We start from the raw sequence: 14,172 nt of genomic DNA, 5'->3' as shown, positions 1-14,172 counted from the left end.
TGCTCGCCAACCCCGGCGGCAACTGTGTGAGCCGTGCATGCACGGCTCAGCCTTCCACGTTGTCGAGGCGGTATCCCATGCCTGGTTCAGTAATGATGTGGTTCGGCTTGGAGGGGTCTGTTTCGATTTTCCTGCGGAGTTGTGAGACGTAGAGGCGAAGGTAGCCGGTGTCTTCCGCGTGCTCGGTGCCCCAAATACTGGTGAGGAGTGTTTGTCGCGTGACGAGCTTGCCGGTGTTTCGGATGAGGATCTCGATCACTTGCCATTCGGTGGGCGTGAGGCGGATTTGTCGTCGTCCGGCGGGTGACTCCTTGGTGACGCTTCGTGCAGCAAGGTCGATGGTGACGTTGCCGAGCCGGACAGACGGCAGCGCTTCTTCTTGAGGGACGCGGCGGGTGAGCGCGCGAATACGGGCGAGAAGTTCGTCCACGGAGAAAGGTTTGGTGACGTAGTCGTCGGCGCCTGCGTCGAGTGCTTCGACTTTGTCAGATGCTCCCGCACGGCCGGAGACGACGAGAATGGGTGCTTGAGACCAGCCCCGGATGCCCTGGATGACTTCGATGCCATTGAGTTGTGGCATGCCAAGGTCGAGAAGATAAACGTCGGGGTGCTCGTCGATGGCCGCTCTGACGGCTTGAGCGCCGTCTGTGGCGGTCACGATCTCGTACCCCTTTGCGCTCAGGGTGATGCGGAGCGCGCGAAGGATCTGGGGGTCGTCGTCGGCGATGAGGATCTTCAAGCCTGTTCCTCCTGTGACGGGGATGATGTCGTGAGGTGGATCGGGATGGAGATCACCATGGTCAGGCCGCCGCCGGGTGTGTCTTCGGGAGTGAGTGTGCCGTGCATGGCTTCGATGAATCCTCGGGAGAGGGCGAGGCCGAGGCCGAGGCCACTGGTGTTGTCAGTGTCTCCGAGCCGTTGGAAGGGCAGGAAGATGTCGTCGTGCCTGTCGGGTGTGACTCCTGGGCCGTGATCGATGATCCGGATCTCCAGCCGTTGGTCGAAGGTGCTGGTGGTGACAGTTACCGGCTGGTCCGGTGGCGAGTACCTGGTGGCGTTGGCGAGCAGATTGACGATGACGCGCTGCAACAGGACGGGGTCCGCTTCTGCGGTGCTGTTTTCGTGGCCGAGCGCGAGGCGGATGTCTGACGGGCCGAGTTTCAACTCGTCGAGAGCGGGCGCGATCGCCTCGGCGGGGTCGGTGGGCATTGTGGTGAGGGTGAGAGCGCCAGCCTGGAGGCGACTCACATCGAGGAGGTCGCTGACGAGCGCGGCAAGTGCGGTGAGGCTGTCGTCCGCGGTGTCCAGGAGTTCGCGCTTGTCTTCGGAGGAGAGCTTCTTTCCAGCCGCGCGGAGCCCACCGACCGCGGCGGATGCGGCGGCCAGGGGGCGCCGCAGGTCGTGACTCAATGCAGATAGGAGTGCGCCGCGGACGCGGTCGGAGGCGGCAATCGGCTCGATCTCCTCCGCGGTGGCGGTGAGTCTTTGATGTTCGAGAGCGGCGCTGATCTGGGCGGCGACGACGGTGAGGAGTCGACGTTCGGAGGCGGGAAGGTCGGCGCCGTGGAGTTCGAGACTGCCGCCTTCAGAGAGCAGGATGACGGTGTGATTGCCGTCGGCGACAGGTTCTCCGGCCGTGGCGATGACGCGGTCTGCGAGTGTGACGCGGACGCCGGGGAGGTGGAATGCCTCGCGGGTGCGGTCGACGAGTGCCTGGATTGCGTTGTCTCCGCGGAGCACACTTCCAGCGATGGTCTGGATGAGCTCGGATTCTGCGGCGGCGCGGCGGGCAGCTCGGGTGCGCCTGGCTGCCCGGTCGACGACGAAGCTCACCAACGCGGCGATGGTGACGTAGAGGAGGAGCGCCAAGGCGTGCAGAGGGTCGGCGATGGTGATGGTGTGGAACGGCTCAATGAAGAAGAAGTCGAGTGTGATGCCGGAAAGTACCGCGGCGAACAGGGCGGGCCAGATGCCGCCGACGAGTGCGACGACAACAACGAGGAGTTGGTAGCTGAGGACGTCGCTCGTGATCGACTCATCAGATCGGAGGGTGACGAGAAGGGCGGTGAGTGCGGGGCCGCCCAGGAACGCGAGCAGAAATCCGAGAAGACGGCGTTTGAGGGTGAGCGCGCCGCCGATAGGGGGCAGGGTGAATCGTCCGCCAGCAGCGAAGTGGGTGACGATGTGGACGTCGATGTCGCCTGATTCTCGAATAGTCGTGGCACCGATGCCGGGGCCGGTGAGAGCTGCGGCGAGTCGTCCGCGTCGGCTGACGCCGAGAACGAGTTGGGTGGCGTTGAGGGATCGCGCGAATTCGACCAGAGCGGCAGGGATGTCGGCGCCGACCACCTGGTGGTACGTCCCGCCGAGCTTCTCCACAAGGGCTCGTTGTTGTGCCAGAGCTACGGGGTTCCCTGCACGGAGGCCGTCTTGGCTGGTGACGTGCACGGCGATGAGCTCGCCGCCTGCGGATCGTGCGGCAACTCGTGCGCCTCGTCGGAGGAGAGTCTCTCCTTCGGGGCCACCTGTAAGTGCGACGACGACGCGTTCGCGGGCTTCCCATTTGCTATCGATGTCGTGTTCTTGACGGTAGCTCTTCAACGCTTGGTCGACTTCGTCTGCGAGCCATAACAGGGCGAGTTCGCGCAGTGCGGTGAGGTTCCCGAGTCGGAAGTAGTTGGACAATGCCGCGTCGATGCGCTCGGCAGGATAGACGAAGCCGCCGGTGAGGCGGTCACGCAGCGCTTGAGGGGCCAGATCGATGACTTCGATCTGGTCTGATTGGCGGAGGAAACTGTCGGGCACGGTCTCTCGTTGCGGAACACCGGTGATCTGCTCGACGACATCGTTGAGGGACTCGATGTGTTGGATATTGACCGTCGAGATGACGTCGATTCCGGCCTTTAAGAGCGCATCCACGTCCTCCCAGCGCTTCTCGTTCCGGGAGCCGGGAGCGTTCGTATGCGCGAGTTCGTCGACCAGCACGATTTCGGGGGCGCGTTGCAGGACTGTGTCGAGGTCCATCTCCTCCAGCTCGACGCCACGGTGAGCGATCATTGCCCGCGGGGTCGACGGGATACCGTCGGTCATGCGTGCCGTGGCTGCGCGGCCGTGTGTTTCGACGATCCCGATCACGACGTCGCGTCCTTCGCCCAGGAGCCGTCGGCCTTCTTCGAGCATGGTGTAGGTTTTGCCGACGCCGGGGGCGGCGCCGAGCAGCACGCGTAACCGCCCCCGTGTCGTCATGGTCAGTCCTCCAGCTCGTCCAGCGCCAGGTTCAGCTCCACCACGTTCACGACGCGGTCGCCGAGGTATCCCAGATCAGGTTCCTTTGTCCATTCAGCCACGAGTTCCTGAACTTGTCCCAGGGGCAGGCCGCGCGCGTCGGCGACGCGCTGGATCTGGATCGCCGCGTAGGCGGGACTAATGTGGGGATCGAGACCGGAACTGGAAGCGGTGACCGCGTCTGCGGGCACCTGATCCGGGTCGACACCGTTGAACGCTGCGATCTCGGCCTTGCGTTCGGTGATCGCGCCGATCAGTTCCTCGTTCTCGGGCCCCCAGTTCGTTCCCGAGGAGGAGGTGCCGTCGTAGCCGTCGCCGGCGGCCGAGGGTCGCGACTGGAAATACTCCGGCAGCGGATCGCCTTCCGCGTCTGTGAAGGACTGGCCGATGAGGGATGAACCAACGGCCTCGCCGTCACTGTTGCTGAGCGGTGATCCGTTCGCTTGAGAGGGGAAGGCAAGTTGTCCGATTCCGGTGATCAGAAGCGTGTAGCCGACCCCGAGGACGACGGTGAACATGAGCAGCGCACGTGTGGCGACCCACAGTGTCCGTCCGCTGCTGCGCGTGGCAGCATTCATGATGATTTCATTCCTTTGGTTGAGAGTGTCAGAAGCCGGGGATGAGGCGCACGAACAGGTCGATGAGCCAGATCCCGATAAAGGGGGCGATGATGCCGCCGAGCCCATAGATGGCGAGGTTGCGGCCGAGGATCTTCGATGCGTTCATCGGCCGGTATTTGACTCCGCGCAGCGCGAGGGGCACGAGGAACACGATCACGATCGCGTTGAAGATCACTGCGGACAGCACTGCAGATGCAGGTGAGTGCAGACCCATGATGTTCAACACCGCAAGGCCGGGGAACACACCCATGAAGATTGCGGGGATGATCGCGAAGTACTTCGCGATGTCGTTCGCGATCGAGAACGTGGTCAACGCGCCCCGGGTGATGAGCAGCTGCTTGCCGATGGCGACGATGTCGATGAGCTTGGTCGGGTCGGAGTCGAGATCGACCATGTTGCCGGCCTCTTTGGCTGCCGAGGTCCCCGTATTCATCGCGACACCGACGTCAGCCTGCGCGAGCGCGGGGGCGTCGTTGGTGCCGTCACCGGTCATCGCGACGAGGTTGCCGCCCTCCTGCTCCTTGCGGATAAAGGCGAGCTTCTGTTCCGGTGTCGCTTCGGCAAGGAAGTCGTCGACGCCGGCTTCCTTCGCGATCGCCGCCGCGGTCAACGGGTTGTCCCCGGTGACCATCACGGTCCGGATGCCCATTGCACGCAACTCGGCGAACCGCTCGGTCAGGCCCTCCTTGACGATGTCCTTGAGGTGGATCACGCCGAGGACTCGACGTTCGCCAGTCGCCGCTTTGACGGCGACAACGAGGGGGGTGCCGCCGGATCGGGAGATGTGTTCGACATGCTCATCGAGCTCTGCCAGTTCGCTGCTGGGAAGCCGCGTCCCGTCTTCTTCCAGCCACGCGGTGATCGCGGAACCGGCTCCCTTGCGGATCTGGGTGCCGTCGGGCACGTCGAGCCCGGACATCCGCGTTTGAGCGGTGAACGGGACGATCTCTCCGCGCGGTGCAGCACCCACGTCGACGCCCTCCGCGCGGGCAAGGTCAACGATCGACTTCCCTTCTGGAGTCGGGTCGGCGAGCGAAGACAGCGCGGCCGTTTCGATGAGTTCCTGCTCGCGGACACCGTCCAGGCGAACGAAGGCTGTCGCTCGACGGTTGCCGTAGGTGATGGTTCCTGTCTTATCCAGCAATAGCGTGGTCACGTCACCGGCAGCTTCCACCGCACGTCCAGACATGGCCAGCACATTGCGCTGAACGAGCCGGTCCATCCCCGCGATACCGATCGCGGACAGCAACGCGCCGATCGTCGTCGGAATGAGGCACACCAGAAGGGCGACGAGGACGGTGATGCTGGCGGGGCTCGCCGGATAGGACGCGATCGGGTTGAGCGTGAGCGCGACGACGACGAAGACGATCGACAACGACGCGAGCAGGATGTTCAGCGCGATCTCGTTCGGGGTGCGCTGACGGGCGGCGCCTTCGACGAGCGCGATCATCCGGTCTACGAACGTTTCGCCCGGCTTGGAAGTGATTCGCACGACGATACGGTCGGACAGCACGCGGGTACCGCCGGTGACGGCGGATCGGTCGCCACCGGACTCGCGAATAACGGGTGCGGATTCACCGGTGATGGCCGATTCGTCCACGCTTGCGATGCCCCACACGATGTCGCCATCGCCGGGGATCAGCTCACCAGCGGACACAACAACCGTGTCGCCCAATCGCAGGTCTGCCGAGGATAGGTCCTTTATGGCGGCTCGCTCGGCGGCTGGATCTGCACCAGGTTGGTAGTCGGCGACATGGTGTGCGGTGGTGCTGGTGCGGGTTTTGCGTAATGTGTCGGCCTGGGCCTTACCGCGACCTTCGGCGATCGACTCGGCGAGATTCGCGAACAGGACCGTGAGCCAGAGCCATACGGCGATGATCCAGGTGAACGACCAAGGAACACTCGTCCCGCCCGACTCGGCGGGTCCGCCCAGGAAAGGTTCGGCGACAGCGAGGAGGGTGGTGAGGGCGGCGCCCACCCACACGATAAACATCACGGGGTTTCGCCACTGCGCGCGCGGATTGAGCTTGCGGAGCGCTCCCGGGAGGGCGGTGCGGATCTGTGCCCAGGTGAGCGTCTTGCGTGGCGCGCGAGTGGTCGCGTGCGGCGCTTCGGCCAGAGGGGTTGGGGTAATGGTGGACATGTTTACAGCAGCCCTTCCGCCAGGGGACCCAGCGTGAGAACGGGGAAGAAAACGAGAGCAGTCACCAGAACCGCGGTACCGACGGTCAGACCGACGAACAACGGACGGTGTGTAGGCAAGGTTCCGGCCGTTGCGGGAACCTTGTCCTGTGCGGCGAGGGAACCGGCCAGCGCGAGGACGAGAGCGATCGGGATGAACCGGCCGAACAGCATCGCGACACCGATCGCGGCGGTCAGCCACGGGGTGCTGGCGGTCAACCCTGCGAATGCGGAGCCGTTGTTGTTCGCGCCCGATGCGAAGGCGTAGATCACCTCGGACAGGCCGTGCGAGCCGGTGTTCGTGAGCGATTCGTTCACGATGCTGTCTCGAAGGGCCGGGATGGCGAAGCTCAATGCGACACCACCGAGGACGAGGATCGGCATGACGAGGATGTACATGCTCGCAAGCTTCATCTCCCGCGGCCCGATCTTCTTCCCGAGGTATTCAGGGGTGCGGCCAACGAGCAGCCCCGCAACGAACACGGCGATCACCGCGATGATCAGCATCCCGTACAGGCCGGCTCCGACACCACCGGGAGCGATCTCGCCCAGCAGCATGTTGACCATCGGGATCATCCCGCCCAGCCCGGTGTACGAGTCGTGCATCGAGTTCACCGACCCGGTCGAGGTCAACGTGGTCGTCGCCGCATAGAGAACAGATTGCACGAGTCCGAATCGGGCTTCCTTCCCTTCCATCGCGGCCCCGGCCAGTTCCGGCGCAGTACCCTGTCCGGCGAACTCGAATGCTGCCAGCGCGCTCACCGAGACCAGATACAGGGTGCCCATCGCGGCGAGGATCGCGTATCCCTGACGATTGTCGCCAACCATCTTCCCGAACGTGCGCGGAAGCGAGAACGGGATCAGCAGGATCAGGAACGCCTGGAACAGGCTCGTCCACCCCGTCGGGTTCTCGAACGGATGCGAAGCGTTCGCGTTGTAGAAACCGCCACCGTTCGTGCCGAGCTCCTTGATGACCTCCTGAGAGGCAACGGGGCCACCCGGGATGGTCTGCGTTCCACCGGTGATGGTGGTCACATCGACGTAGCCGTTGAAGTTCTGCACGACGCCGCCCGCGATTAGTACGATCGCGCCGACGATCGAGATCGGCAGGAGGATGCGGAACGTGCCGCGGATGAGGTCGACCCAGAAGTTCCCGATCGTTCCCGATCTGCGGTACGCGAACCCGCGAACGAGCGCCACGGCGACAGCGATACCCGTCGCAGCGGAGACGAAGTTCTGTACGGCAAGGCCAGCGAACTGAACCGTGTAGGCGAGGTCCTCACCCGAATACGCCTGCCAGTTCGTGTTCGTCACGAAGGAGATCGCGGTGTTGAACGCAACACCCGGCTCGACGTTCTCGTTACCGAGGGAGTACGGCAGCCACTGCTGCGTGCGCTGCATCAAGAACAGCAGCAGAACGCCGACGATCGAGAAGTACAGGACAGAACGCAGATACGCCTGCCAGGACTGCTCCTGAGACGGATCGACCCCGATGACTTTGTAGATTCCCCGTTCGACTTTCCAGTCCTTCCGGGTCGTGAACACCCAAGCCATATAGTCGCCCACAGGCCGGTACAGCAACCCCAGGGCGAGGACGAGCGTGGCGACGCTCGCGATAAGCAAACCCCACTCCATCAGAAACGCTCCGGCTTCACGAGAGCGAACACGAGATAGAACACAGCCGCGACCCCGAGAGCAGCAGCAAGAAACTCGAACACGATCACAGCTTCTCCACCGCCTTCCCGACCAAGCCAACGACTACGAACAGGACGATCACGCCCAGCACGTAGACAATGTCAAGCACAACAAACTCCATTCGGAGAACAGCGACAGCAAGACCGCAGCCGCACGCCCAATTCCAAGCGCAACTCCCGATCAAACACCTCCTGACACCGCAAAAACGGGGCCCTAACGGAACCCATACAGGAAGGCACGGGAACCTAACGCTCCCCTTACACCAGGGCGTCCAGAAGCAGGGCCGTCACCGTTGTGTACCCGGGCCGGCGGCGGTGACCGTAAGGATTTGGGCGATCGCCGTATGGGTTCCGTTTACGCTCCTTCCGCACAACCCCCTACGCGTCCTAAGACGGAAGAGTGACCCTGACTGAGATACTCCCCACCCTCCGGCGAAGCCTTCCCACCCCGATAGCTCTTGCCGAGTGGCCCGCGCACACCGAAGCAACCACCGACGATGTCACTGTGAGTGGAATCTCGCTGCGCCAGTACGTCGACCTCTGCGGAACGCCGTGCGTGCTCACTGGCGACGATCCCATCCTGGACTCGCGTCACCCGGAGTTGACGGGAACCAGGACTGTGGTGGCCATGAAGATCACGGTCATCGTCGACACGCCGGAGCATCGCGCGATCGCGCTGACGGATTCCTGGGGCACTAACCTTGACGCCTGCTGGAGCGAGTGCCGTCTGATCGGGCGGGTATCCATCGCACGTCTGCAATCGTTCGAACTCATCCCGGGAGAGCTCGGCGCGCCGGCGTTGCCCTACCCGGTTGCTGCACTGCCGAGCGACCTCCATGCCGGTGACCTCCTCGCCGTCCCATCCCGCAGCTCGATCTCCCTCGCCCAGCTCCGCCCCAGCCACGCAACAGAGCTTCGAAGCAGCGGCACCGTCTCGGAGACTGGAGAAGAGCTTTCATGAGCCTCCTTCACAGCATCCTGAGTGCTCGCGCACTTCGCCACGCAGCGCAAGCGCGAGACATCCACCGCCGAGACAGGAGAGCCGTCGTCACTGCAGATGATGTGGTGGTCACCGGCCGGTCGTTGGCACAACTGGCGTCATCGCGTGGAACCCCCAGCGTGCTCGTCACGTCCGCCGTGGACATCAGACAGCGCGATACTCACTTCACATGGGTACTCACGCGCGTCACGGCCGTTTCCGGCGAACCACACGGACATCGCCGGGAGATCACCATCGACGCGAGCCTCCAGGAGATCGCCTCCGTGATCACGCAGACCCACATCGTGGGCGCCCGTCCACCGAAGAAGACGCGAACCGTCACTGTCACCGGCGCAGACCAGGTATCCATTGATGTTCGGATCCCAGCCGGCACGGAACCCGGGGCCGTGATCGCGTTCCGATGCGCGTCGACAGTCGCTTTGAGTCAAGTGCGACCGCACACCTCGACGGCCCGAACCGGAGATGTCGACGACACCACATGGGGCGCGCGGTGCATGAAATAACACGGCCCCCATGTGACAGGCACACGGAGGCCGACGCCAACACGGCTGAGAGTGCTCGATCGGTACCGACGATACTCGTCCGCGGCGACGAGCACCCTGCTCTGCACGACCTCATCGCGACCACCGGCACGCTCAATCACCCACCCGCATCGCAAGCGAACTTCGTACCCGAACGGATACGCGGTGTAGTCGGATGCATCCACCTCCCCACGGCGGACACGGCATCTCCAGCGAAGATGCGCAGCCGGCTCAAGGATGAGCGGAACCTCGCGCGCATCCTCGGCGAGCAGCTCCCCCGTCTGAGCCACCTGCTCTTCGTCCTCGACACGGGCGCACCCCAGCACACCCAACGCCTGGCCAGGCTGGCGTCATCTGCGATCACCCGCATCCACGCAGACATCGAGATGACCGCGGGCCGGTCAGTGTGCGTCACCGCGATCGTCCTCGATAGGACAGCAGACCCCACTGTGCTGCGAGATCGCATCTGCGAAAGACTCCGCGACAACCCAATCGAGGGAAGCTTCCTTCTGAAGTGGTCAGAGATCGTGCAAAGCTCGATCCGCGACGTCGTATCCGAAGCTCTCAGCTAAACGTATCCATGCGCGTGCTTCTTCGGCCTACTCGATCCGGGAAGCGTTCATCTCGGCTACTTCATCGTAGATCGCCTGCCATACGCGGTAGAAAGACGCCGATGACATCTCGCCACGGCGTAACGATCGCGATGCGCCCTCGAGCACCCGCGAAAAAAGCAACAGACCCTCTTCTCGTTCCGCGTCCCGCGCGTCAGGGTGAAAAGCAAAGCACGAGGACCAGAGCATGACGGAGCATCGGCGCACCGGAGCTGAACGAAGAGCGAGATAGCCGCCCACTGGGAGCAGGACACCTGCGATTAGCAACGCACTAGCCCCCAAGGGGGCGCCTACTCCTGCCAGCAGAAGCCCCACCACCAGGCCGCCGCCAGCGGCAATCGGCACGAAAAGACGACAAGCCTCCGCGAACCGTCGCGTTCGTTCGTCCGCATTCGGTGGATAAACCACCAGCCGCGAGTACGATGCACCGTACCGGCCGACCGCGTGCGACACATATCCCCAGCGAGGAACCTTGTCAACGGCCCTTGAGGTATGAAAGGGACGAGGAGGAGCGGAGGAATCTGCAGGAGTCACACGGTGATCGTCGCTGAGGCTTTCGCCGCGGTATAGCACTCCAAACGGAACTCATACAAGCCTCCCGCCTGATCGGCGGTTTTCCACACGCGCTGCTGACACCATTAGGTGTCTCTGTGGCGCTGATGGCAGTCGTCGATCAAGTCTCGCTTCACAGATCCGCGAGTCGGTCAATGGAGCACAACTCAGCCCACTTCTCGGCTACTTGAGAGGCAGTGTCGGAGGCTTGCGCGCGAAGCGCAACGAGCAACGCCGCAACGATGGCGGTAACGACGATCGCCACGACGAATCGCGAAACAACCCCACCGATTGCCGTGTGGGTCACTGCTGCGACGACAGGCCACCACGCGCTCCGAATGAGCCCGCAGTCGAGGCCCGCCCACCACCGCTCGGAACTTGTCGTTGTATGGTCCCAGACTGTGATCGTCGCCACCTACCGCCGACCCATCGTCGCGCCATTTCCGACCAAGGCATACATGCTGCTTTGACAATTCGCCCTGCTGTCATCCGATCAGCGCTCGGAGGGCAGCTTCGGCCTGCTTTGGCAAGACGCCATTACCTAACGCCGCAAGTTGCTGCGATTGCGTGAGCGCAAGCGCGGGGTCGGTCACCCAACCAGCGTCCAGGCCCATGATCCACTCCACAAACGCTGGGGCGGGGCGTGGTCCGGTTCTGTCGTTCAGTACTGTCGGCGCCGGCGCTACTCGTCCCATGATTCGTTCCCATCGGAAGATGGCTGGGCCGTATCGTCCCCACTGCCGAAAAACTCGGCGATCAGCGCGAAGGTTGCCTCCGACGACCGACGACTGCGCCTGGTCGCGAGGTCTATCACCTGATGGCTTAGGGCGATCGTGCCACGCCTGGCCTTCACCAGATCCAGAGTCTCCCCGCCCCTGGCGGAGTCGGAGGCGAGCGGCGTTCGGAACAGTACGGTTCGCGAGGATGAAGATGCGGAACCGGGGGTGTGGTGCGCCGATTGCGGACGCGGGTAGGCCGATCCATCTCGCATCATACCGGAGGTCGGCCAGGTCTCCGAGTACGGCGCCAAGTGCCCGTAGAGGTCGGGCTGGCTGGTCTCCCAGACCCCACGGGTCGGGCTCCACACCGCGAAGGGTTGCACCTGCGGGGGTTTCAGGTTCGGGGTTGCGTCGTCCATCGTCGTCTCCTTCCGGGGCCGGGCGGGACGCGGTTGCGGTAAGCAGGCCGCGTACGTTCTCGATGACGACCCACTCTGGTTGCAGCTTCTCGATCGCGGTCGCCATGTGTGCCCAGAGACCGGATCGGGTACCGGGGGCAAGGCCGGCCATCTTGCCAACCGTGGAGACGTCCTGACAAGGGAACCCGCCGCAGAGCACATCGACTGGCTCGACGGTCTGCCAGTCGATCGTGGTGATGTCGCCGAGGTTCGGAGCGTCGGGCCAATGGTGGGCGAAGACACGGGCAACAGGTTCGTTGATTTCGGAGAACCAGATCGTGCGGGCGTCGAAGACTTCCTCGACGGCGAGGTCGAGACCGCCATACCCGGAGAACAGTGACCCGACCCGCAGACGGTGATCGTTGTTCGGCTGGCGCATCAGGACTCCGACAGGTTCGTGATCCCTGGCCGTGGTCCACTCGCGAACTCGACACCAGGCTGGTCACCTGCCAGGTGCTCGCCCCCCATCGACCATCCTGAGCCGGTCGAACCGTCACCGCTCATGCAGGTCGTTCCGACCGCCCCTCGGAGTTACCACGCGTCTTGCAGGTCGCGGTAGAGCGGGTCGCGAAGGTGCGCGTGGGAACGGAGATATGGTGCGGCTATGACGAAGCGGCGACCCGGGCGGCAGCCTCCACCGCCCGAGAACAATGAGTGGCTTAGGCGTCTGGACCGCATCTCGGAAGCGGTCGATGCCTGGCGTAAGCGTGCAGAGAATCCGATGTCGCCCGAGCCTGGAAGCTCGCTCGCAGCTGACTCCGTCGACGGATTGAGTGTCGAGAACCCCGTCTGGTACTCGATGTGCATCTCCTCCGAGCACTTGGATTTCGCGATCGATGCCATGCGGGCAACAAGCACGATGTACCCGACGGCCTACATGACCGTTGCGCGGACCGCGTTCGTCGCGGCGGTGAACGCGGTGTGGGTCCTCGCACCGCCAACGCGGCAAGAACGTCGCGAGCGGGCGCTCAGGCTCCGCGCCGACGACCTTCGTGTTCAGGTCACATCCTGCCGCGATATGCAGATCCCGGAAGGCAAACCTGAGGAGGTTCGTACGGGCCTCCTGGAGCAACTGCGCGAGCGGCAAGCCAGCTTGCAGAAGGTCGCGACTGCGCTCGGCCTGCGAGAGGACGTCACGAAGATTCGGTTCCATCAGACCGGGGCGATCGACTGGGTCGCACAGCACATGCACGGCGTCGATGACGACCTGCTCATCGGTGCGACGCAGGCAATCTGGCGATCAGGCAGCGCGGCTGCCCACGCGCAATATCATTTCGGCGTCATGCGACTCGACCGAAATGAGGTCGTACGCGAGGAGTCGGGCGGTTCGATCGTGCGGCTACGCGGAGACCTCGACAACGATGTCGGCCCTGCTATCGCAGCGGCGACCATGACCCTGAGCGAAGCATTCCGGCTGTATGACCTCCGGCGCGTAACGCATACCCGTAGCTGAGCGGCTCGGCCACCGAAGGCGTGGAGGGTGATCGTGTTGACCAGCGACTTGGAGCCGGACGCGGCCGCGGGCGCAATACCTCGCGGATTGCCGCCGCAACTGGAGGCTCATTTGGCGCTACCCTCAGCCTGTGTCTGCAACCCGAACAGGTCCCTGAGGAGCTACGCGCGCAACCACCTCGATGTCAACGGGGTCTTCGCAGCCAAGATGGCGCTCGCCGTGCACCGACCGCCGAAGATCGTATCCCGCGGCTGCGCCTCCCAAGTGCCTCGAAGGAATCGTCGCTGAGCGTGAGCTTCTTCGGAACAACGCCCTTGATTGCTTCGAGCTTGCTTCCGACGGCCTCGATGTCCTTGCCAATACGCACGAGTGGATCGATAGGCAACTCGATGCGCTTCTCGACGTCGAGGTCGAGTACAAACGTTTCGTGGAACGGTTCTGGAGATGCCGTTCCGGTGTACTCGGCTTCGACTTCCCAGCGGCGCGGGATTCCCGACGCGTCGTCAAACAACTCAGGTACTTGACCCAGGAACCAGATGTATGTGTTGCCCGGATTGAGCGTACGAAAGCTCACGTTGCCGCTGAACGTCTCGTTGACCTCAGCGAAATGTGCGTTCATCATTCCAGGTTTGAAGAATTTCTCCAGGGAAGTGAACGGCGGGCTCACGCGCAACCGCACCTCGTGGGCCGGACTCACCCCGATGTTTCGTACGGCGATATGAAGCGTGCCCTCTGCCGGTGCACCGCGGTTCTTTCGAACGAAACGAGTGGGTTCCAGGGCGACCTGGACCCTCGGTCGGACGGCTTCGACGTTGACCTGGCGCGCCAGTTCGTTCGATGCGATCAGCGCCTTGTTCGACTGATCCACCTGACGAATCTGATACCAAGCGAACCCCAACGCAACCAGAGCTGACGCTCCGAATATGGCAGACCATTCTTCGGCGGTCGGCATGTTGGGGAACCGCCACCACGAGCCCCATATCGCGACGCTGGCAGAGAACAGCCCGAACGCAACCACTACAACAGCAGCAACCGACAAGACGATGCGTGCGGCCGGGTTCTTCACCTTCCCAACTTT

12 protein-coding genes are annotated in these 14,172 nt (G+C 63.5%); 3 read left to right on the top strand and 9 right to left on the bottom strand.

Annotated features, from left to right (window positions below):
* Positions 1–46: 46 nt before the first annotated feature.
* Genes ACPL7H_RS06725 through ACPL7H_RS06700 form a run of 6 tightly spaced genes read right to left on the bottom strand, consistent with a single transcriptional unit; the run spans position 47 to position 7,804 of the window.
* Positions 47–739 (bottom strand): response regulator transcription factor, encoded by a 693-nt coding sequence (locus ACPL7H_RS06725; protein WP_424796255.1) that lies wholly within the window; start codon positions 737–739, stop codon positions 47–49.
* The gene (locus tag ACPL7H_RS06720) at positions 736–3,246 is read right to left on the bottom strand and encodes an ATP-binding protein (RefSeq protein WP_424796254.1); all 2,511 of its coding nucleotides are present in this window, start codon (positions 3,244–3,246) and stop codon (positions 736–738) included. The genes ACPL7H_RS06725 and ACPL7H_RS06720 overlap by 4 nt, the downstream gene beginning before the upstream one ends.
* 2 nt (positions 3,247–3,248) lie before the next feature.
* On the bottom strand, positions 3,249–3,863 hold the full coding sequence (gene kdpC, locus ACPL7H_RS06715) for a potassium-transporting ATPase subunit KdpC (protein WP_329864179.1): 615 nt from the start codon (positions 3,861–3,863) through the stop codon (positions 3,249–3,251).
* A 28-nt stretch (positions 3,864–3,891) separates the two neighbouring features.
* Positions 3,892–6,048 (bottom strand): potassium-transporting ATPase subunit KdpB, encoded by a 2,157-nt coding sequence (kdpB, locus tag ACPL7H_RS06710; protein ID WP_424796253.1) that lies wholly within the window; start codon positions 6,046–6,048, stop codon positions 3,892–3,894.
* 2 nt (positions 6,049–6,050) lie between these two features.
* Positions 6,051–7,721 (bottom strand): potassium-transporting ATPase subunit KdpA, encoded by a 1,671-nt coding sequence (gene kdpA / locus ACPL7H_RS06705; RefSeq protein WP_329864183.1) that lies wholly within the window; start codon positions 7,719–7,721, stop codon positions 6,051–6,053.
* Entirely contained in the window at positions 7,721–7,804 is an 84-nt protein-coding gene (locus ACPL7H_RS06700; protein ID WP_424796338.1) for a potassium-transporting ATPase subunit F, read from the bottom strand. Before ACPL7H_RS06700 ends, kdpA begins: the two co-directional genes overlap by 1 nt.
* A gap of 376 nt (positions 7,805–8,180) precedes the next feature.
* Between ACPL7H_RS06700 and ACPL7H_RS06695 the strand changes: the two genes are divergently transcribed.
* Together ACPL7H_RS06695 and ACPL7H_RS06690 are read left to right on the top strand one after the other, a co-directional pair.
* The gene (locus ACPL7H_RS06695; RefSeq protein WP_424796252.1) at positions 8,181–8,741 is read left to right on the top strand and encodes a hypothetical protein; all 561 of its coding nucleotides are present in this window, start codon (positions 8,181–8,183) and stop codon (positions 8,739–8,741) included.
* 778 nt (positions 8,742–9,519) lie between these two features.
* Positions 9,520–9,873, top strand: a complete 354-nt coding sequence (locus tag ACPL7H_RS06690; RefSeq protein ID WP_329864301.1) for a hypothetical protein — start codon at positions 9,520–9,522, stop codon at positions 9,871–9,873.
* A 27-nt stretch (positions 9,874–9,900) separates the two neighbouring features.
* Here the strand turns inward: ACPL7H_RS06690 and ACPL7H_RS06685 are convergent, their stop codons facing one another.
* On the bottom strand, positions 9,901–10,446 hold the full coding sequence (locus ACPL7H_RS06685) for a DUF6611 family protein (RefSeq protein WP_424796251.1): 546 nt from the start codon (positions 10,444–10,446) through the stop codon (positions 9,901–9,903).
* A gap of 503 nt (positions 10,447–10,949) precedes the next feature.
* Positions 10,950–12,020 (bottom strand): DNA cytosine methyltransferase, encoded by a 1,071-nt coding sequence (locus ACPL7H_RS06680; protein WP_424796250.1) that lies wholly within the window; start codon positions 12,018–12,020, stop codon positions 10,950–10,952.
* Between the two features lie 225 nt (positions 12,021–12,245).
* Between ACPL7H_RS06680 and ACPL7H_RS06675 the strand changes: the two genes are divergently transcribed.
* Positions 12,246–13,094 carry a hypothetical protein gene (locus ACPL7H_RS06675; protein WP_424796249.1) on the top strand — a complete coding sequence of 283 codons (849 nt, stop codon included), beginning with the start codon at positions 12,246–12,248 and terminating at the stop codon, positions 13,092–13,094.
* Positions 13,095–13,278: 184 nt separating this feature from the next.
* Here ACPL7H_RS06675 and ACPL7H_RS06670 read toward each other — a convergent pair whose 3' ends face one another.
* Entirely contained in the window at positions 13,279–14,160 is an 882-nt protein-coding gene (locus ACPL7H_RS06670) for a hypothetical protein (protein ID WP_424796248.1), read from the bottom strand.
* Positions 14,161–14,172: the final 12 nt, after the last annotated feature.

The sequence above is a fragment of the Pseudactinotalea sp. Z1732 genome, from assembly GCF_049724975.1.
GTDB lineage: Bacteria > Actinomycetota > Actinomycetes > Actinomycetales > Beutenbergiaceae > CALKWS01.
The sequence above is the reverse complement of the archived record's forward strand: the minus strand, read 5'-3'. Positions and strand labels throughout refer to the sequence as shown.